General features: G+C 28.5%; 23 protein-coding genes. All 23 read left to right on the forward strand.

What is annotated here, in order from left to right; translation table 11 throughout:
* Positions 1-113: 113 nt before the first annotated feature.
* The 23 genes from BET03_RS06855 (at position 114) to BET03_RS13825 (ending at position 19,660) form a co-directional block, all read left to right on the forward strand.
* Entirely contained in the window at positions 114-602 is a 489-nt protein-coding gene (locus BET03_RS06855) for a hypothetical protein (protein WP_183108764.1), read from the forward strand.
* A 102-nt stretch (positions 603-704) separates the two neighbouring features.
* Complete coding sequence (locus BET03_RS06860) at positions 705-1,943, forward strand: polysaccharide pyruvyl transferase family protein (RefSeq protein WP_120168677.1); 1,239 nt, start codon at positions 705-707, stop codon at positions 1,941-1,943.
* Positions 1,944-1,954: 11 nt separating this feature from the next.
* On the forward strand, positions 1,955-3,028 hold the full coding sequence (locus BET03_RS06865) for a Coenzyme F420 hydrogenase/dehydrogenase, beta subunit C-terminal domain (protein ID WP_120168678.1): 1,074 nt from the start codon (positions 1,955-1,957) through the stop codon (positions 3,026-3,028).
* A gap of 14 nt (positions 3,029-3,042) precedes the next feature.
* Positions 3,043-3,990 carry a lysylphosphatidylglycerol synthase transmembrane domain-containing protein gene (locus BET03_RS06870; protein ID WP_120168679.1) on the forward strand — a complete coding sequence of 316 codons (948 nt, stop codon included), beginning with the start codon at positions 3,043-3,045 and terminating at the stop codon, positions 3,988-3,990.
* Positions 3,959-4,252, forward strand: a complete 294-nt coding sequence (locus tag BET03_RS13950) for a glycosyltransferase family 2 protein (protein WP_279230363.1) — start codon at positions 3,959-3,961, stop codon at positions 4,250-4,252. The genes BET03_RS06870 and BET03_RS13950 overlap by 32 nt, the downstream gene beginning before the upstream one ends.
* Before the next feature lie 51 nt (positions 4,253-4,303).
* Positions 4,304-4,963, forward strand: coding sequence for a glycosyltransferase family protein (locus BET03_RS06875; protein ID WP_279230364.1), 660 nt, complete (start codon positions 4,304-4,306; stop codon positions 4,961-4,963).
* 9 nt (positions 4,964-4,972) lie between these two features.
* Positions 4,973-6,142, forward strand: a complete 1,170-nt coding sequence (locus BET03_RS06880) for a glycosyltransferase family 4 protein (protein WP_120168680.1) — start codon at positions 4,973-4,975, stop codon at positions 6,140-6,142.
* A complete protein-coding gene (locus BET03_RS06885) occupies positions 6,105-7,202 on the forward strand; it encodes a glycosyltransferase family 4 protein (RefSeq protein ID WP_120168682.1) in 1,098 nt (365 codons plus the stop codon). The genes BET03_RS06880 and BET03_RS06885 overlap by 38 nt, the downstream gene beginning before the upstream one ends.
* 4 nt (positions 7,203-7,206) lie before the next feature.
* Positions 7,207-7,689 carry a COG1470 family protein gene (locus BET03_RS06890; RefSeq protein ID WP_183108765.1) on the forward strand — a complete coding sequence of 161 codons (483 nt, stop codon included), beginning with the start codon at positions 7,207-7,209 and terminating at the stop codon, positions 7,687-7,689.
* Positions 7,690-8,781 carry a glycosyltransferase family 4 protein gene (locus tag BET03_RS06895; protein ID WP_120168686.1) on the forward strand — a complete coding sequence of 364 codons (1,092 nt, stop codon included), beginning with the start codon at positions 7,690-7,692 and terminating at the stop codon, positions 8,779-8,781.
* Between the two features lie 12 nt (positions 8,782-8,793).
* The gene (locus tag BET03_RS06900) at positions 8,794-10,194 is read left to right on the forward strand and encodes a sugar transferase (protein WP_120168688.1); all 1,401 of its coding nucleotides are present in this window, start codon (positions 8,794-8,796) and stop codon (positions 10,192-10,194) included.
* Positions 10,195-10,340: 146 nt separating this feature from the next.
* On the forward strand, positions 10,341-11,261 hold the full coding sequence (gene galU, locus BET03_RS06905) for a UTP--glucose-1-phosphate uridylyltransferase GalU (protein ID WP_120168690.1): 921 nt from the start codon (positions 10,341-10,343) through the stop codon (positions 11,259-11,261).
* A gap of 129 nt (positions 11,262-11,390) precedes the next feature.
* Positions 11,391-12,557, forward strand: a complete 1,167-nt coding sequence (locus tag BET03_RS06910; RefSeq protein WP_120168692.1) for a nucleotide sugar dehydrogenase — start codon at positions 11,391-11,393, stop codon at positions 12,555-12,557.
* Positions 12,558-12,680: 123 nt separating this feature from the next.
* The gene (locus BET03_RS13815; RefSeq protein WP_243096880.1) at positions 12,681-12,863 is read left to right on the forward strand and encodes a VanZ family protein; all 183 of its coding nucleotides are present in this window, start codon (positions 12,681-12,683) and stop codon (positions 12,861-12,863) included.
* 68 nt (positions 12,864-12,931) lie between these two features.
* A complete protein-coding gene (locus tag BET03_RS13820) occupies positions 12,932-13,162 on the forward strand; it encodes a VanZ family protein (protein ID WP_243096886.1) in 231 nt (76 codons plus the stop codon).
* Between the two features lie 203 nt (positions 13,163-13,365).
* Positions 13,366-14,415: a hypothetical protein gene (locus BET03_RS06920; protein WP_183108766.1), complete on the forward strand. Its 1,050-nt coding sequence runs from the start codon at positions 13,366-13,368 to the stop codon at positions 14,413-14,415.
* On the forward strand, positions 14,416-15,150 hold the full coding sequence (locus BET03_RS06925; protein WP_120168696.1) for an abortive infection system antitoxin AbiGi family protein: 735 nt from the start codon (positions 14,416-14,418) through the stop codon (positions 15,148-15,150). It abuts the gene before it with no gap.
* A 200-nt stretch (positions 15,151-15,350) separates the two neighbouring features.
* Complete coding sequence (locus tag BET03_RS06930; RefSeq protein WP_120168698.1) at positions 15,351-16,220, forward strand: DUF3100 domain-containing protein; 870 nt, start codon at positions 15,351-15,353, stop codon at positions 16,218-16,220.
* Entirely contained in the window at positions 16,201-16,656 is a 456-nt protein-coding gene (locus BET03_RS06935; RefSeq protein ID WP_120168700.1) for a hypothetical protein, read from the forward strand. Before BET03_RS06930 ends, BET03_RS06935 begins: the two co-directional genes overlap by 20 nt.
* Before the next feature lie 71 nt (positions 16,657-16,727).
* Complete coding sequence (locus tag BET03_RS06940; protein ID WP_120168702.1) at positions 16,728-18,050, forward strand: amidohydrolase; 1,323 nt, start codon at positions 16,728-16,730, stop codon at positions 18,048-18,050.
* A gap of 173 nt (positions 18,051-18,223) precedes the next feature.
* Positions 18,224-18,733: a DUF6036 family nucleotidyltransferase gene (locus BET03_RS06945; RefSeq protein WP_120168704.1), complete on the forward strand. Its 510-nt coding sequence runs from the start codon at positions 18,224-18,226 to the stop codon at positions 18,731-18,733.
* Positions 18,726-19,064, forward strand: a complete 339-nt coding sequence (locus tag BET03_RS06950) for a hypothetical protein (RefSeq protein WP_120168706.1) — start codon at positions 18,726-18,728, stop codon at positions 19,062-19,064. The genes BET03_RS06945 and BET03_RS06950 overlap by 8 nt, the downstream gene beginning before the upstream one ends.
* 101 nt (positions 19,065-19,165) lie before the next feature.
* Positions 19,166-19,660, forward strand: coding sequence for a coiled-coil domain-containing protein (locus BET03_RS13825; RefSeq protein ID WP_120168708.1), 495 nt, complete (start codon positions 19,166-19,168; stop codon positions 19,658-19,660).
* Positions 19,661-19,943: the final 283 nt, after the last annotated feature.

Raw genomic sequence — 19,943 nt, forward strand, 5'->3', positions numbered from 1 at the left:
AAAATTGAACATTATAGTGTATTTACTAACTTGGTATATAAAATTATATATCAAAATAATAATATTGGTATAGAGAAGTGTAAATATGAACCAAATCAAAAAACAGCTTAATGTTGAACACTATAACTTTATTAATTATAAAGGATTCAAAATACATCTTATATCAAATATGTAAGTATGAATTTTTAGGTAAAATAAAAAAATATTATGACATAGGAAATAATGACAAATTGTATGTTTACAACATGCATAATCAAGAAAATGGAAAAATAAGATGGACTAAAGATAAGTCACAAGTAAAATTATCCTATTATAATAATGACAAAGATATAAAAATTCTCATCAAGATGCTTGGTTATAGACCAAAAGACAATCCTGCTAATGTTAAAATATATTTCAATGATAAATTAGTAGATAATTTTGTTAAAGAGTCTACAGAACTAGAAAGAGAGATTTATGTACCAAAAGAGGTATTAAATAAGAATATGACTCAAGTACTAACAATTAAAACTAACACTTGGAAACCTAGTGATTATGGTTCAAAAGATAGCAGAGATTTAGGAGTACAATTAGATTGGATTAAAATTGAAGAAGTTAACTAGAAAAAGTAAATTCACTAACTATGTATTTCAAATAATGCTAATTGCAAAGGAAATAATTAAAAGTATGTTTAAAAATCTATTGCTAATATAGGGGGGACGCTTGTGCAAAAGAAAACTATAGGAATAACTGCTACTGATTTTGCAGGTAATAAAGGTGCTGCAGCAATGTTACAAGCAATAGTAAAAAATGTTTCGGCTAAATGTAATAATGTTGACTATAAACTATTTTCAGTTTATCCCAAAGAAGATAAAGAGCAAAATCCATATAATAATTTAGAAGTAGTTTCATGCAAGCCTGAACAAATAATATTTATAGCATTTCCACTTGCGATACTATTTTACTTATTTAAATGGTTTAAACCTTTAAAAGCTTTATTATTAAAAAATAAAATCTTAAGGGGTTTTTATGAATGTGATTTTGTAGTTGATGCAGCAGGAATATCGTATGTTGATTCTAGAGGGTTTATTATGAATACTTATAATTTTATCTGTACATCAACACCACTATTAGTTGGTAAAGATGTAATTAAATTTTCTCAAGCTATGGGACCTTTTAAGACTTTTTGGAACAGATTATGGGGAAACTTAGCATTGCCTAAAGTTGAAAAAATTTGTGCACGTGGGGAAATTACCAAAAAACATTTAAAGGATTTAGGATTAAAGAACATAGAACTATGTGCTGATGGTGCTTTTAGCATGCTAGATGATGAAAAAGCTACAGAGTATGTTAATTCAGTTGTAAGAAAGGATAAATTTTATAGTAATGAAATTATAGGGTTATCAATAAGTTCAGTTGTAGATGGGTATTGTAGAAAAAATGGAATAGATTATATTGGGATAATGACAAGATTTATTAATTATTTAAATAAAAAAGGTTATGGTGTTTTAATTATTGCTAATGCTGCTCGTAAAGGTAAAATAAGACCTAAAAATAATGATTTAGTTGTGTGTCAAAAAGTATATGAACAAGTAGCTAATAAGGATATGTGCCGTTGGTATCCAGAGGAGTTTACTCCTGAAATAATTAGAGATTTTATTTCTAAAACAAAAATATTAGTTGCTTCTAGATTCCATGCTATGATTGGTGCTCTTGAAAAACAAGTCCCCGTACTATTAATTGGTTGGAGTCATAAGTATAAAGAAGTATTGGACATGTTTGAAATAGGAGACTATGCAACTGACTATAAAAAGTTAGATTATAATAATTTGGTAGAACAGTTTGAGAGGTTAGAAAATGAATATTTTGATGTAGAAAATAAAATAAAAAGAAATTTACCTAAAGTAAAACAAAGTTCTTATAAAAACATTGAAATTATTGTTGATAAAATAAAGTCTATTTAGAGGTGACTGTAATGAGTATTGACTTTTCAAATCCCCAAAAATATGTCGGTAATTTTGAAAATTGTTATGCAGCATATTCGAGTGACCCTGTTATCAGAAAAGATGCTGCTTCCGGGGGAATTGTTACTACACTATTGATACATCTTTTAAAAGAAGGATATGTAGATGGAGTTTTCGTTTCAAGACAATTTGTTAAAAATGGTAAAATTGCAGTTGAATCATTTGTAGCTACGAAGGAAAATGAAATCTTAGATTCAAGGACAAGCATTTACACATATTTTTCATTAGAAAAAAGTTTTGATAAAATTATTAAATTTGACGGGAAGGTAGCTGCAGTATTATTACCTTGTCATATAAAAATGATAGAAGCTATATCACGAAAGAAACCACAATTAAAAGAAAAAATAAAATATAAAATTGCTTTGTTTTGTGGTGGAGTTGCTGATGATAAATTAATGTACAAGATTTTAGACAAAAACAAAATAAATATAAATAATGTTAGAAGAATTTACTCACGAAAAGGTCATTGGCGAGGAAAAACAATTTTGAGTATGAAGGATGGAACAGAAAAAATAATTTCTTATACAAAGAATTGGAGCACTTATAAAAATGCTTTTTTTTACTCAACAGCAAAGTGTTTTTCTTGTTTAGATCATTTTGGATATGATGCTGATTTTTCTTGTGGTGATATTTGGCTACGAGAGATGAAGAAAAAGAAAATAAAACATACTGCAGTTATTACTAAAAATAAAGAAGCAGAAAAGATTTTTGCTGAGATGATAAAGAAAGGATTGATTAAATCAACATCTGTGAATGTTAATTTCATATTAAAGGGTAATAAACGAGCAATTATTTATAAATATCATACTGCAGAAGCACGTAAAAGATTAGGGAAATTATTTGGTTTTATGCATGGAGGTAAAAGCTTAAGTAGATCTAAATGGAATCATTATATTGCTTCGTTTTTCATTTTATTAAACATGAAATTATCAAAAGACGAAAAGAAAATGAATTATATATTTAAAATACCAAAAAAATTAATGTATTTTTATATGGTGTTCATTAGAATATTTATAAGCTTTTGATAAAGAGGTGAATAATGATTAAAAAGAAATATATAAAGTATTTAGGGAAAATTATTACTGGAATAAGTTTATTATTTATTATTAAATCAATATTAAGTTTTGATATAGGTTTTAAGCTGTTATTAAAGCCAAATGTATTTCTAACTATAGTTGTTTTAGCGATTGTTCTTTCAAGCTCCGTTTTATTAAATTCTTTGGCCTGGAAAAAACTAATTGAAATGTTATCTTCTTCAGAACTTAATATTTTAGAAATTATCAACATTTATGCCAAATCAAATGTAAGTAAATATTTACCTGGCAATGTAATGCACTATGCTTCAAGAAATATAATTGGTAGTAAATATAATATTGAACAAACAAATATGTTTTATTCGACAATACTTGAGATAATTCTAAAAATACTAAGTGCTTTTGCTATAGTTATAGTTTTTGTACGTAATGAACTATTATTTGCTATTAAGCAATTAGGAGATACAATATATCTAAATATAAATACATTAGTAATTTTAGTTTTTTTAATGATTATACCTATTATTGTACTAATATATATAAAAAGCAAAAAAATGATTGATAAAAAACTAAAAATTCAATCTTTGTTGTTTTCGTTTTTAATATATACTTTTATATTCTTTTTAAATATATTTGTGTTTTTAGCAGTGTCAATATTTATTGTTGATTGTCCTATTGGTAATGAAAATATATTTTATATTTCAGGTATATATATTTTGGCTTGGTTATTAGGTTACTTAACTCCTGGGTCTCCAGGAGGTATTGGGATTAGAGAATCTATAATGATTTTAATGTTAAGCGAAATTTTTAATACAGATAATATTGTATTTGTCTCAATTATTATACGTTTAATAACTGTATTAGCTGACTTGGCTGCCTATTTTAGTAATATAATATTAGAAAGAAAGGTAGGAATAATAAATGAAACTAATAATACAAATTCCCTGTTATAATGAGGAAAAGACTTTACCTTTAACTATAAAGGATTTACCAAGAGAAATATATGGTATAGATGAAATAGAATATCTAATTATTAATGATGGTAGTAAAGATAGAACAGTAGAAGTAGCTAGGGAATTAGGTGTTCATCATATAGTTAGTTTTCCAAACAACCGTGGTCTTGCAAAAGGATTTATGGCTGGTATTGATGCATGTTTAAGGTTAGGTGCAGACATTATTGTTAATACAGACGGAGACAATCAATATAATGGATAAGACATAGAAAAACTAGTAAGGCCAATTGTAGAAGGTAAAGCAGAAGTAGTTGTGGGAGATAGACAGACAGATACTATAGAGCATTTTTCACCACTTAAAAAGAAATTACAAAAACTGGGGAGCTGGGTTGTTAGACTGGCATCTAATAGTAATGTAATTGATACAACTAGTGGTTTTAGAGCTTATAGTAGAGATGCAGCAATGAGAATAAACGTAGTTTCAGATTATACTTATACATTAGAAACAATAATTGAAGCAGGTAGAAAGAAAACTGCTATTGAAAATGTTCCAATAAGAACAAATGAAAAACTAAGAGAATCAAGACTCTTTAAAAGTATGTGGGGATATATAAAAAAATCTGCTTCAACTATAATTAGGACATATTCAATGTATAGACCATTAAAGGTTTTCCTATCACTTGGATTAGCTATGTTCAGTATAGGTTTTCTAATAGGAGTTAGATATTTGTATTTTCTTTTTAATGGACAAGGCGATGGACATATACAATCCCTTATACTTGCATCAATTCTAATAACTACAGGTTTTCAACTAGGAATGTTTGGCTTATTGGCAGATGCTATAATGGCTAATAGAAAGATAAACGATGAAATGTTATATAGAATGAAAAAACTACAGTATGATAATTTTAGAGAAAAGAATATGAAAAGTGAGTATTTATTAGATGAAGTTGCTACTTCCAAAGATGAATAAGGTGATTATATGAAAATAGGCGTTGAAATACAACCTATTCTTAAAGATAAAACAGGTGTAGGGTGGTATACACAAAAAATTTTAAAAAACTTTTATAATAATGATTTTAATTTTGAAGGTTACGGATTCAACTTTATTAATAGAAATAATATTAAGGATAGCTTAGAAAATATTAATTTTAATATAAAAATAAATAAATTAATCCCTTACAGCATTTATAGAAGGGTATGGGCTTATATACCATTAACTTATAATTCACTATTTAACAGTAAAGCCGACATATATCATTTTTTTAACTATATTGTTCCACCTAGAATAAAAGGTAAAGTAATAGTTACAGTATATGACATGGTGTACAAGCTTCACCCTGAAACTATGGACAAAAGAAACTTTAATAGATTAGATAAAGAATTAAAAAGATCCGTTGAAAAAGCTGATAAAATTATAACTATATCTAAAAATTCAAAGAAAGAAATAATAAAATTTCTTGATGTATCAGAGGAAAAAGTTGAAATTGTACATCCTGGTATAGATATTAAATTATATAATAGGGATTTTAATAGGGAAGAAATTAATAAGGTAAGGGAGAAATATAAGTTACCGGAAAAATATATTTTGTATTTAGGAACCTTAGAGCCAAGAAAAAACATTTCTACAATAATAAAAGCTTATCAAAATCTATTAAAAAAGTATGATACTAATATATATTTAGTGATTGCAGGTAAGAAAGGCTGGATGTATAAAGAGATATTTAAAAAGGTAAAGGACTATGGAATAGAGAAAAAAGTGATATTTACTGGCTATGTAGATGAAGAAGACAAGCCTTTAATATATAAAATGAGTAAAGCTTTTGTATTTCCATCTTTATATGAAGGGTTTGGTATGCCTGTACTAGAGGCTATGTCTGCAGGTGTACCTGTTATAACTTCAAATACTTCTGCATTGCCTGAAGTGGTTGGTAATGCAGGATTATTAGTTAATCCTAAAAGTACAAAAGAATTAACTAATGCAATAATAAAAGTTATAGAAGATAGAAATTCAAGAAATAAAATGGTACAGGAAGGCATAAGACAGAGTAAAAAATTTTCATGGAAAAGGTCAGCAGAAAAATTACTACAAGTTTATAGGGAAGTTGGAGATTATGAAAAAAGTACTTATAAATGGTCTGTTAATAGATAATAAAAGTACAGGTATTGGAAACTATGGATATAATCTTGTTAGCAAAATAGGAAAGATAAATACAGATTATAATATTTCAGCTTTAATTCAAAAAGATATAGATATTAAGAATATAGAAGTTGTTAATAAAAAATATAATAGTTCATTAAAAAGGATACTATCAGAACAATTAGTTTTGCCAAAAACATATAAAGATTATGAACTTATCCATTTTATTGATTATAGTTCACCAATTTTAGAAATAAATAAACCATTTATTATTACAATTCATGATTTATCCTTTTACAAATATCCACATGCTTTCACTTATGGAAGTAGAAAAATAAAAGAAATTATTGCTCCAATAAGTGTTAAAAGGGCATCTAGAATAATAGTAGATTCAAATAATACAAAAAAAGACCTTGTAGAAGTATTTGATATAGATGAATCTAAAGTCAGGATTGTATATCCTGGAAGGCCTGACTACGAAAAGATTAAAGATAAATTTAAAATACAAAAAGTTAAAGAAAAATATAATATAGAAGGTGATTATATACTTTATTTAGGGACACTTGAACCAAGGAAAAATATAATAAGATTAGTTGAAGTCTATAATAAGTTAGTAAAAGAGGGCATTACAGAAAAATTAGTTATTGCTGGGAAAAAAGGCTGGCTTTACAAAGATATATTTAATAAAGTTAAACAGTTAGCATTGGATGAAAGAGTTATTTTTACTGATTATGTAGAAGAGAAAGATAAACCTTTACTATATAGTGGTGCTAAAGTATTTGTATATGTGTCTTTATATGAAGGATTTGGTTTACCACCTTTAGAAGCAATGACATGTAGTATACCTGTGGTAGTTTCTAAAAAATCTTCTTTACCAGAAGTTGTTGGAGATAGTGGAATATATGTAAATTCTGAGGATATAGATTCAATTGCTAAAGGTATATATAGTATAATTAAAAATAAAGATTTAAGAGAAAAGTTAGGTTTTCAAGGAAAAGAAAGAAGCAAAAAATTCAACTGGGAAAATACAGCAAAACAAGTATTATCAATATATGATGAGCTTATGGGGTGAAGATATGAAAAAACTAAAAAATATTGTAACTTTTGTAATTATACCTATATTAATTATTATTCTTTTATATATTAATGCAAGTCTGCAGGCAGCTAAATATCAAGATAGTACAAGTAAACTAAATCAATACGGAGCAGAAATTACCACAAATAGAGAGCTTATAAAAGGAAAACCTAATGAGCTTATAAAAGTACCTTTAAATATAAAAAATACTGGTACAATGGCATGGCTAAAAGATGATAAAAATAGTATTAATTTGTCTTATCATATTTTTGATATTAATAATGAAATTATCGTTTATGATGGGGAAAGAACTAATCTTACAAAGTCAGTAAGGTCTGGAGAAGAAATAAAATTAAATGGAATAGTTAAAATGCCCGAAAAACCTGGCAAATACAAAATAGAGTTCGATATGGTTCATGAAGGTGTTACATGGTTTAAAGATAAAGGTTCTAAGACTTTAAGTATTAAACTAGAGGTGGAATAAATGAAAGTTGCTATTGTTCATGACTGGCTTACAAATATGGGAGGTGCAGAAAGAATAATATTGATTTTACATGAGTTATTTCCTAAAGCCCCCATATATACTTTAGTATATAATTCTAAAAATATGCCAGATGATTTTAGAAATATGGATATAAGAACTTCTTTTTTACAAAAGATTCCCTTTAGTAAAAAAAAATATCAAAACTTATTACCACTAATGCCAATAGCTGTGGAACAATTTGACCTATCAGAATACGATTTAGTAATAAGTTCTTCTACTTGTTGTGCTAAAGGAGTATTAACTAGGGCAAATACTTTACACATATCATACTGTAATACACCTATGAGATATGGATGGGATTTTTATCACGAATATATAAAAGATAAAAATATAATATCAAAGTCATTAATTGCTGGTTTAATGAATCATATAAGAATGTGGGACAAAGTATCTTCTGATAGGGTAGATTACTTTATAGCTAATTCAAATAATGTAAAGAAAAGAATACAAAAGCATTATAGAAGAGATGCACAAGTTATATATCCACCTGTTAATACAGACTTTTATACTCCATCTAACAAAGATGAAGAGTATTATCTTATAGTATCAAGATTAGTTTCTTATAAAAGAATAGATTTGGCAATAGAAGTTTTTAATGACTTAGGTTTACCTTTAGTTATAATAGGAGACGGCCCAGAGCTTGCTAGATATAAAAAAATTGCCAAAAATAATATTACTTTTTTAGGTAGATTATCTGATGAAGAAGTAAGAGAATATTATAGGAGATGTAAAGCATTCATTTTTCCAGGTGAAGAGGATTTTGGTATAACTCCAGTAGAAGCCCAGGCTTGTGGGAGACCGGTAATAGCATATGGTAAAGGTGGAGCTTTAGAAACTGTGGTTAATGAAAAAACTGGACTTTTTTTCCATAATCAAAGTGTAGATAGTTTGAAAAAAGTAGTAACAGATTTTCAGAAAGGAAATTACAACTTTGATAAAAAAACTATAAGAAACCATGCTTTGAGATTTAGTATTAATAGGTTTAAAAAGGACATTATGGAATTTATTAATGAAAAAATTAATAGCTTTTAATAGGGTGATAAAATGCGAAATAGCAAAGATAGACAAATAAAGTTAATATTTTATATAACAGACATATTAATGCTTTGTGTATCTGGACTAATAGCAGTAGGAATTAGATTCTCATTTAATTGGAAGGAATTTAATCTTCCCTGGTATATATTTGCCTTAGTATTCATAGTAGTTTCTACAGTTATAAGTATGTATTTTAATAAATTATATGATTTAAAGTATAGGTCATGGTTTGCTCAAGTTCCTAAGATTATTAACTCATTTATTTATTCAATTCTTATATTCTTTCTATTTTCATTTTACGTTAGAAAAGTATCATATTCCCGTTTAGCTTTAGGATACTTTTCTATTTCAGCAGTTATTTTACTTTTATTAGGAAGATATATATCAATATATATAATAAAAAAATTATATCAGAAAGGCATTGGAGTTAGAAGACTTTTATGTGTAGGATTAAATGAGAGAAGTTTAAGTGTTTTAGACTATCTTTCTAAACACGAAGAGTTTGGCTACTTTATTGCAGGTTATATAGATGAGGAAAATAAAAGAGTAAAAAGAAATTATCCTTATTTAGGTAGAACAAAACATTATAAACAAATTATTTATGATAAAAGGATTGATACAGTTATCATAAGTTCAGGAGATAGTTATGTAATTAAAGACATAATAAATTATTGTGAAGAAAACTATATACAGGCTTATATGATACCAGATATATTAGACCTTACTAGTAATCCAGTTGATATAGGACAAATAAGTACAATTCCCCTTGTGAAATTTAAAGAAGGGGCTTTGACTCCTATGCAGGCAAAGCTAAAGAGATTATTTGATTTATGTATTACTATACCAGCATTTATATTAATATCTCCCATTTTTATATTAATAATGCTTTTAATAAAGATAACAACAAAAGGAAGTATATTTTTTGTCCAGGAAAGGTATGGAATGAATGGAGAATTAATTAGAATAATTAAATTTAGAACTATGATAGAGAATGCTGAAGAAGTTCTGGAAGAATTAATAAAAAATGATCCCAAAATTAGGGAAGAATATAATACCTATAGAAAGTTAAAGAATGATCCAAGAATAACTCCTATAGGGAAGATATTAAGAAAAACAAGTTTAGATGAACTACCTCAGCTTATTAATATTATAAGAGGAGATTTAAGTATAGTAGGTCCAAGACCAATGTTAAAAGATGAAATGGACAGATATGGAAAATATGGAAAAGTAGTTCTTAAGATTAAACCTGGTTTAACAGGATTATGGCAAGTAAGTGGAAGGAATAAATTACCCTTTTCAGAGAGGGTAAGATTAGATATATATTATATAAACAATTGGTCATTTTGGTTAGATATAATAATTATGTTAAAAACAATACCAGTACTATTAAAAAAAGAAGGAGCATATTAATAGTTAAACTAGAAAGGATAATTTTTTTTTATTCAATTTAATATATAATTTAACCCATTATAAAGGAGTTAAAAACTAGATGTAGAAATGTAAATAAGGAGCTATTAATTTAGTAATTGTAAATTAAATAGGTGTGGGGGGTTTTTATGTCAGCTGTTAAAAAAGCTATAATACCAGCTGCAGGATTAGGTACAAGGTTTTTACCTGCTACAAAGGCACAGCCTAAAGAAATGCTTCCTATTGTAGATAAACCAACAATTCAATATATCATAGAGGAAGCAATAGAATCAGGTATAGAAGATATACTTATAATTACAGGTAGAAATAAAAGAGCTATTGAAGATCATTTTGATAAGTCTGTAGAACTTGAAATGATGCTTGAAAAGAAAGGTAAAGATGAATTATTAGAAATAGTTCAAGATATATCAAATATGGTAAATATACATTACATAAGACAAAAAGAACCTAAGGGATTAGGTCATGCAATATATTGTGCAAAATCTTTTATAAAAGATGAACCTTTTGCAGTATTATTAGGTGACGATATTGTAGATTCAAAACCGAAGCCATGTTTAAAACAACTTATGGATGTATATGATGAATATAAAACTACAATTTTAGGTGTTCAAGAGGTAGCTAAAGAAGATGTAAGTAAATATGGTATAGTATCAGGAATGCATATAGAAGGGGGAGTATATAAGGTAAAGGGTTTGGTTGAAAAACCAAGTGTTGATGAAGCACCATCAAATGTAGCGATATTAGGAAGATATATTATTACACCAGAAATATTTGATATATTAGAACATACTAAACCTGGTAGAGGAGGGGAAATACAGCTTACAGATGCATTAAAAGAATTAGCAACTAAAGAAGCTATGTATGCATATACATTTGAAGGAAGAAGATATGATGTTGGAAATAAGCTAGGATTTTTGCAAGCTACAATAGAATTTGCTTTAAAAAGAGAAGACTTAAGAAGGGATTTTAAAGAGTATTTAATAGGTTTACTAAAAAGTGATTTAAGAATAGAGATAGACAAAGAGGTTGCAGCAGGCAAAGAAGAATAAACTTGGAACGCCAGACCAGGTTCGGCGTTCCTTTGCTATGACATAATGGAAATATAATTATGCTATCATAATGTAATGATAAGGAGATAAGTTACAGATATAAAAAAGCAGTTAGAGGAGGACACTAGTATGAAAATTGCTGTTGCAGGTATGGGGTATGTTGGTTTATCAATGGCTGTATTATTGGCTCAACATAATGAAGTAACAGCCCTTGATATTATTCAAGAAAAAGTAGATATGGTTAATAGAAAGGAATCGCCTATAGTAGATAGAGAGATTCAAGAGTTTTTATCTACAAAGGAATTAAATCTTGTAGCAACAACAGATAAACATACAGCATATAAAGATGCAGAGTTTGTTATTATAGCAACACCTACAGATTATGACCCAGAGAAAAACTACTTTGATACAAGTACAGTTGAAAAGGTTATAGAGGATGCTTTAGAAATAAATCCAGATGCAGTAATGGTTATTAAGTCTACAATACCAGTAGGATACACAAAACAAATAAAGGAAAAATTTGATACAGATAATATTATTTTCTCTCCAGAATTTTTAAGGGAAGGAAAAGCACTTTATGATAGCCTATATCCTTCAAGAATAATTGTTGGCGAGAAATCAGAAAGGGCAGAGGAATTTGCAAATCTTTTGGTTGAAGGAGCAATAAAGAAAGATGTTCCAGTATTATTTACTGATTCAACAGAAGCAGAAGCTATTAAACTGTTCGCAAATACATATTTAGCTATGAGGGTTGCATTTTTTAACGAATTAGATACATATGCAGAAGTTAGAGGATTAAATACTAAACAAATTATAGAAGGGGTATGTCTTGACCCTAGAATAGGCAATCATTATAATAATCCTTCCTTTGGTTATGGTGGATATTGCCTTCCAAAGGATACTAAACAGCTTAGAGCGAACTATGCAGATGTTCCTAATAATATCATTGGAGCAATAGTGGATGCAAATAGAACAAGAAAAGACCATATAGCAGAAATGATAATTAAAAAGAACCCTAAGATTGTAGGAGTATATAGGTTAACAATGAAGGCTGGTTCTGATAATTTTAGGCAATCTGCTATTCAAGGTGTTATGAAAAGAATTAAAGGTAAAGGAATAGAAGTAGTAGTATATGAGCCAGTATTAGAAGAAGATTCTTTCTTTAATTCTAGAGTAATAAGAGATTTAGATGAATTTAAGGAAATGTCTGATGTGATACTAGCCAATAGAATGAGTAAAGAGTTAGATGATGTCAAGGATAAAGTGTATACTAGAGATTTATATAATAGAGACTAAATTAATTAACAATGGGCAATATATAAGGCAAAAAGTAATTTATGAAACGCCGAACCGGGTTCATAGTTCCTTTAAATTGTAGAAAGTTAGAAAAAAGTAGACAATGTTAGGATTTGATATAAAATGAATAAAAATAAAGTAATCATTATAATTTCGTGGACAAGTGTATTGCTATGGCTTGTTCTTATATTTTATTTATCATTCCAACCAGCCCATCAGTCTAATGGGCTAAGTAAAAAGGTAACGAAAGTTATTGTAGAGACAGTAGATAAGGTAGTTGAGTTGGAAGGGAAAAACAAGGGATAGACTTAGTAAAAGAGTTTAACCATATTGTAAGGAAATATGCTCATTTTACATCATATCTAGTTCTGGGGATATTGGTGATAAATGCATTTGTGAGAAGTGAAGTTAAGGGTTTTAAAGGATTTATATTTTCATTTGTGTTTTGCATTCTTTATGCTATAAGTGATGAAGTACATCAGTTATTTGTACCTGGAAGAGATGCACAGATTACTGATGTAATGATTGATAGTGCAGGAGCTTTCATTGGCATTGGGATGTATCATGGATTAGTAAATTTAAGAAGGTCATACCCAAGTAATTAAGTTGGTTATGACCTTTATTAATATAGAATTTATTTCATAAATGCATAAATACAAAAATATTATAAAATTTTACAAAATATAGCAGGAATTTGTATTTTTTTAGCGAAGTAATTCTAAAAGTAGTATTTTAGTTTGTTAGAGACGAGTCTAGGAACAGTGAACCGGGTGTATAGTTCCTGCGAAGGTTAGAGTTAAACAAGAAGATGGAGAGAATAGATATGGAGTTTGAATTATTACAAAATGGTATAGATTCATTAAATACTGGTGTTGCCTTCTACGAAAAATATATTTTCTATGATGATAATTATGAATTTCAAAGAGATAGTTACTTAAAACTTTCTGTTATTAGCATTCAAAATGCTATTGAAATTCTCGGTAAAAAGGTTTTATGTGATATAAATGAACTTCTTATATATAAAGATATTTCTGAACCTTTGCTTGATTTGTTAAAAGGAAGAATAGAAAATGAATTTTATGTACCAATCCATGAAGCTTTAGTTGTAAGTGAGGCTGATGTATTTACAATAAGTTATAAAGAATGTATTACTAGATTAAAGCACCTTTTTAATATTTCAAAAAAGGATTATGAAGATTTAAAGCAAATCGGTAAAATAAGAAATAAACTAATACACTTAGGATTAACTAAATTAATTGATTATCATGAAATTTTAGGTGTTATAAATAGAGTGTTGGATTTTATTATTGAGTTTTTTTATCCTAAATTGAAGAAAGAAAAACCAGAACAAATGGAATTACTATATGACAAAATTTGTGATTTAATAGAAGAAGGTGAGATTGAAGAAGAAACAGTTTGGAGTATATTTTTTGCTCATCAATTTGAAGAAATTAATCCTATAGTTAAACAGGCTTGTTTTGAAATAAATGAGGAATTAGCATTAAAAAAGGAAAATATAAAAGTTAATTTAGATATTGATAAATATGCAGAAGCTAGCAGTTTTATTTTAAAATTTGAGGACTTAAATGAAGGATTAGTATATGATAGTATATTTACTATTAATATTCCTAGATTGGATGTTACTTTTTTAATAGGTGAATGCTCTATAGGTCCTATATATGCAGTTATAGACCATTTGGAAGATGAGAATAATTTTTATATTTATAAAAAACCCCTTGAGTTAGATGATTATGAAAATGCATATAAAAAGTTTTGGAGAAAAGATAGAAAGAGATGTTATAGGACTAGTTTTGATATAAATTCATTTAAGAAAGTTATAATGAATAGGATGATGTAAATGCAAAGATACTATTCAAATATATATTGGCATTTTACGGGCTCGCCAGAGAATATAGATTGGTCAAAACTTGAAAAACCACAAGATATATTACAATATGGTTCCCCTAAGAAAGAAGAACACTCAGTTGAAATTATGTTTAAAATATTAGAAAGCAAAAAATTACTTGCAACATGTTACGAGAAGATTGCTGAAAATTTTCAAACAGAAAAATTTTGCTGTGTTACAGATATACCATTGAAGGATTTATTAACTCATGGAAAATACTATGGAAATGTTGCAATAGGCTTTAAGGCTAAAGCAATACATGATAATTTTATGCCAGTATTATATATTTCAGAAAACAACCTACCATTTATCAAGAAAATCTTTCATGATCCTGAATTAGTTGATATGGCTTATAAAGAATTACTTTATGACGATCCTCAGGGAATAAGGAATTTTTATTCATTAATGTCAATAGCAAGAAAAGAAAAAGCTGAGATAGACATTAGTAAAATATCAAATTTCTTATCTAACTTTATTAAAATAACTAAATTTGATATAAAAGATGGAGTCTCATTTTATAGAGAAAGAGAGTGGAGACATATAGGTGATTTTAACTTTAAATTAGAAGATATAGAAGCAGTTGTAGTTCCACAAAAGCTTATAGGAGATGTTAAAGAAAAACTATCAGTTATATACGAATTAAAAAAGATTTCTATAATTGCATGGGAGTTCCTTCAGTTAGCTTAGGGTAAATAAGCACTATATGCGTATTCTAAAGGTTGTTATAGTTCCTGCTGGCAAAGCCTTGCCTTAAGCAATTAATAGAAGCCTATGATGAATATGGAACGCTGAACCCGGTTCGGCGTTCCAACTTTTTTAATAATTAAGGAGAAGGGGGGAAGTTTTTTTATTTATTAGCCTATTAATGTATTAAAGGGGGAGAATCAATGGCAAAACAGCAAGACAAAATACTTAGTACAAAGGGAAGAATGAATATATTTGCTAAACTATTTTTTATAGTATTAGTAATTGTTATTATTACCGAGTTTATAGGAATAAAGAAATTTACAATTGGTCCTGGACAAGTTGTTCTACTACCTATGCTTTATGCAGTTATAATAGGTTTACTAATTACACCTGATGTCTTGGGAAAGCGTATAAAAGGATTAAAGAAGTTGATTTCTAAAGAGGAAATAGAACTAGCTGGAACTATGGTAATGATTTCATTACTTCCTTTAGGTGTTAAATACGGAACATTAGTAGGACCTAATATTTTAAAGATTATTCAAGCTGGACCAGCCTTTCTACTTCAAGAGTTAGGAAATTTAGGAACTATATTTTTAGGTTTACCACTTGCATTATTATTAGGGCTTAAGAGAGAAGCATTTGGAGCAACAGTAAGTATATGTAGAGAACCAACCCTTGGGGTTATAGGAGAAAGATATGGAATAAATTCTCCAGAGGGGACAGGAGTTCTAGGAACTTATTTAATTGGAACAGTATTTGGAACAATATTTTTTGGTATATTGGCTTCCTTTGCTCCAATAACAGGTCTTCATCCTTATGCTTTAGCAATGGCATCTGGAATGGGTAGTGGTAGTATGATGACAGCTGCTTCATCATCTTTGGCAGTGGCAGTGCCAGAAATGAAGGAAACTATTCTTGCATATGCAGCAACAAGTAATATGTTAACAGGAGTTACAGGATTATATTCAGTTATATTTCTTGGGATACCTTTAAACAACTACTTATATAGGAAACTTGAACCGAAGTTAGGTAGAAGAGGAGGTAAAAAAGATGTTAGAGAGGACGCTTAATCAAGTAAAAGTTATGTTAGTTGTTGGCTTTATGATATTAATAGGCCAGTGGATAGGATATGGGTTATCTCCTCTAAAATCAATACCTGGAACATTAGTTGTTTTACTAATAGCTATGTTAGCTTTAAAAATTAGAGAGTTAACACCTAAGTTGAAATTCCCAGCTTTTGCATGGGCTTCTTTAATAGCACTATTGTTAAGTATGCCTTTTATGCCTACTTCTAAGTTGTTTTTAGAATATACTAATCAAGTTAACTTTTTAGGAACTACAACTCCAATACTAGCCTTTGCAGGTATTTCTGTTGGAAGTAAGGTACAGCAACTTAAAAAGTTAAGCTGGAAGATGTTTATAATAGCAATAACTGTTTTTGCTGGAACATATTTTGGATCAGCTATTGTATCTCACATAGTATTAAAGATACAAGGAATAATTTAATAAAAAAACTTCGGGTAATCTATTTAGGTTACCCGAAGTTTTTCTGGTTAAAATTAGGAGGGATGAATAAAGTGAATAAGGAAGCTTTGAAGAAAAGTGTTTGTAAAGCTATTGATAACAATGCTGAATATATAATTAACATAGGAAAAAGAATTTATGATAATCCGGAGCTTGGATACAAAGAAAATTTTGCTACAAAACTTGTTTTAAAAGAATTTAAAAGGTTAGGGTTAAAAACTAAAGAAAATATTGCAGTAACAGGTTGTAAAGGTATTATAAAACATAATGATATTGGGCCAACAATAGGAGTTATGGGGGAATTAGACGCTGTAATCTGCAAAGAACACCCAGATGCTAATAAAGAAACCGGGGCAATACATGCTTGTGGTCATAATATTCAAATAGCTGGAATGCTTGGAACGGCTATAGGGTTAATAAGTTCTGGAGTTTTAGAAAAACTTAATGGTAATGTAGAGTTTATAGCAGTTCCTGCTGAAGAATATGTAGAATTAGAATATAGATCGAGAATAAAGGATGAAGGAAAGATAAACTTTTTTGGAGGGAAACAAGAACTTATATATAGAGGGGAAATTGATAGCTTAGATATAGCTATAATGTTCCATTCATTAGATTTAAGTTCTCAAGGAAAAAAAGCTCTAATAGGGGGAAGTGGTAATGGATTTATAGGAAAAAAGGTTAAATTTATTGGGAAGGAGTCTCATGCTGGTGGTGCACCAGAAGAAGGCATAAACGCCTTAAATGCAGCAATGCTTGCTATAAATAATATTAATGCACAAAGAGAAACCTTTAAAGATGAAGATAAAATAAGAGTCCATCCTATAATAACTAAAGGGGGAGATATAGTAAATATTGTACCTGCTGATGTGAGGATGGAAACCTATGTTAGAGGGAAAACAATTGAAAGTATATTAGATGCTAATAAGAAGGTAAACCGTTCATTAATTGCAGGAGCTAAAGCTGTAGGTGCTAATATTGAAATTAATGAGATACCAGGATATTTACCTCTTTTAAACAATAATGAGCTTGATGAGGTATTTAAAGATAATCTGATTAATTTTATTGATAAAGAGGATATAATGGTTGGTGGAGAATTTGCTGGTTCCTTTGATTTTGGAGATGTTTCCCATTTGATTCCAAGCCTTCATCCTTTTATAGGAGGAGTTAAAGGCAATTTACATACAAGAGACTTTAAAATTGAAGATCCATATCTAGCATATATTGTTCCAGCAAAGGCAATAGCATTAACAATTATTGATTTGCTTTATGATGATGCGAAATTAGGGAAAGAGATAATAGATAACTTTAAACCAAAGATGTCAAAGGATGAATATATAGACTTCTTATTTAGCGTATCAAAAAACATAATAAAATGAAACGCCGAACCGGGTTCGTTGTTCCAATGAAACGCCGAACCGGGTTCGTTGTTCCAATATCTCAACAACTAGAAAGCCAAAGGACAACGCCGAATCGTATTGACCGTTCTACTATTGTTTACCCTATGTTATAATAAAAATATATTAAAGAAGTTGTAACAAGGGGTTTAATCATGAATATAAAAAAGCAACTAGAGGAAAAGCTATATGAAATGGAAAAAGTGGCTAAAGTATTTGACATAGAACCCTTTGATATGTATCTACTTGGGGGTTGTGCATGTATATTGGCTGGATATAGTGATAGGGCTACAAGGGATTTTGATTTCATAGATTTAAACTATTCGTCTAAATTAGCTAAAGTATTTGTTCATTTAAGGGAATTTGATATGCTTGAGTATGAAAGTACATTAATATCTCCTAAGTATAAAAGTAGAGCGACAAAATTAGAGCAATTTAAATACTTAAATATTTATGTTTTATCTATAGAAGATATTATTGTAAGTAAAATAATTAGATTATCAGAAAAGGATTTACAGGATATAGATTTGCTTATAGAAAAGGCAGATAAAAAATTAATAAATAAAATAATAGAAGAAGTGATAAATAGAAAAGACTTATTTGAGATTAAAAAGAAGGAATTTAAAAGTAAGTTAAAGATATTTAGGGAGAGATATGATGTATAGGATAGTTTGTGAAAGCTATAGAAATTATATAAAGGATTTTAATAATAATAAAAATGATTTTCGCTATAAAGTTATACTTCCTTTTAGCTTAATATTAGATTTAAATAAGTATAAAAAGGAAAGAGAAAAAGAAACTTTAAAATATAAAAAACTTCAGGATTTTATCTTTTTAATTAAAAACTCTATAGATGACTATCCTCACTTCAAATCATTTATTTGGACTTTAGAATCAAGGGGAATAAGGGGACAATATTATGGAGTATTAAGTGACGAGGAGTTTCAGGAACAAGTTAAGATACTAAATATGTTTTTGAAACTAAGCTATTGGTAATTATGTAATGTAAAAGTGAGTTTATCGTTCCAATTATTTTGGGATAAACACAATGAAATACACTTTTTAAAGTGTTATAATGATATTGAGGTGGTAACCCCATGGAAAAAGAATTGTTAAGGGCAATTAGGGAAATGTTTAAGGAAGAATTAGGGCCTGTAAAGATAGAAATAAAAAATATTAAAGATGAAGTAGCTAATATAAAAGATGAGGCAACTAACCTAAAAGATGAAGTGAATGCTATAAAAGATGAAGTGAGTAATATAAAAAGTGAAATGGCTAATATAAGGGATGAAGTTAACGATGTAAAAGGTGAAATGAACCACTTAAAAACTGAAGTTAATAACTTAAAAATTGAAGTTAGTAATTTAAAAGATGAAACAACTAAACTAAAGATTAAAATGGATGAAACCTATGAAATTGTTAAAGCACTAGAGCATTCATCTCAGGTAAACAAAGCAGATCATGATAAAATGGAAAATGATATAGCTCATATAAAAGGGAATATGGAAGCAATTAAGAAGGATATTTATAGAATTGAGGAAGCTACAGCCAACAATTGGGCAGATATTGCCAGACTTAAACAAGCGAAATAGCTATGAAAGGCTAACCCAGTTGGAGTTTTAGTTTTGGGAAAAGTTGTAAATAGCATTTTAACTGTTGCTGATGGATTCGTAATCCATCAGCTTTTTTTACAAAGGTTGAGGGATTACGAATCCCTCAACAACTGGAACGCTGAACCGCTGGAACGCTGAACCGGGTTCGGCGTTCCAATGTATATATTTAAATAACATGGAAATATTAATATATATATTTTCAAAAATAAAAAAATTGAAAATAATTGCTTAATTTTAACAAATAAATTATAATTTTATTAGA

Source organism: Thermohalobacter berrensis (assembly GCF_003609645.1).
In the GTDB taxonomy this organism is placed as follows: Bacteria; Bacillota; Clostridia; order Tissierellales; family Thermohalobacteraceae; genus Thermohalobacter; species Thermohalobacter berrensis.

Bases quoted from the DNA above. Each gene is read 5' to 3' on its own strand.
- BET03_RS06865 (WP_120168678.1), top strand. From the start codon at position 1,955: ATGAGTATTGACTTTTCAAATCCCCAAAAATATGTCGGTAATTTTGAA.
- BET03_RS06870 (WP_120168679.1), top strand. From the start codon at position 3,043: ATGATTAAAAAGAAATATATAAAGTATTTAGGGAAAATTATTACTGGA.
- BET03_RS13950 (WP_279230363.1), top strand. From the start codon at position 3,959: ATGAAACTAATAATACAAATTCCCTGTTATAATGAGGAAAAGACTTTA.
- BET03_RS06880 (WP_120168680.1), top strand. From the start codon at position 4,973: ATGAAAATAGGCGTTGAAATACAACCTATTCTTAAAGATAAAACAGGT.
- BET03_RS06885 (WP_120168682.1), top strand. From the start codon at position 6,105: ATGAAAAAAGTACTTATAAATGGTCTGTTAATAGATAATAAAAGTACA.
- BET03_RS06890 (WP_183108765.1), top strand. From the start codon at position 7,207: ATGAAAAAACTAAAAAATATTGTAACTTTTGTAATTATACCTATATTA.
- BET03_RS06895 (WP_120168686.1), top strand. From the start codon at position 7,690: ATGAAAGTTGCTATTGTTCATGACTGGCTTACAAATATGGGAGGTGCA.
- BET03_RS06900 (WP_120168688.1), top strand. From the start codon at position 8,794: ATGCGAAATAGCAAAGATAGACAAATAAAGTTAATATTTTATATAACA.
- galU (WP_120168690.1), top strand. From the start codon at position 10,341: ATGTCAGCTGTTAAAAAAGCTATAATACCAGCTGCAGGATTAGGTACA.
- BET03_RS06910 (WP_120168692.1), top strand. From the start codon at position 11,391: ATGAAAATTGCTGTTGCAGGTATGGGGTATGTTGGTTTATCAATGGCT.
- BET03_RS13815 (WP_243096880.1), top strand. From the start codon at position 12,681: ATGAATAAAAATAAAGTAATCATTATAATTTCGTGGACAAGTGTATTG.
- BET03_RS06920 (WP_183108766.1), top strand. From the start codon at position 13,366: ATGGAGAGAATAGATATGGAGTTTGAATTATTACAAAATGGTATAGAT.
- BET03_RS06925 (WP_120168696.1), top strand. From the start codon at position 14,416: ATGCAAAGATACTATTCAAATATATATTGGCATTTTACGGGCTCGCCA.
- BET03_RS06930 (WP_120168698.1), top strand. From the start codon at position 15,351: ATGGCAAAACAGCAAGACAAAATACTTAGTACAAAGGGAAGAATGAAT.
- BET03_RS06935 (WP_120168700.1), top strand. From the start codon at position 16,201: ATGTTAGAGAGGACGCTTAATCAAGTAAAAGTTATGTTAGTTGTTGGC.
- BET03_RS06945 (WP_120168704.1), top strand. From the start codon at position 18,224: ATGAATATAAAAAAGCAACTAGAGGAAAAGCTATATGAAATGGAAAAA.
- BET03_RS06950 (WP_120168706.1), top strand. From the start codon at position 18,726: ATGTATAGGATAGTTTGTGAAAGCTATAGAAATTATATAAAGGATTTT.
- BET03_RS13825 (WP_120168708.1), top strand. From the start codon at position 19,166: ATGGAAAAAGAATTGTTAAGGGCAATTAGGGAAATGTTTAAGGAAGAA.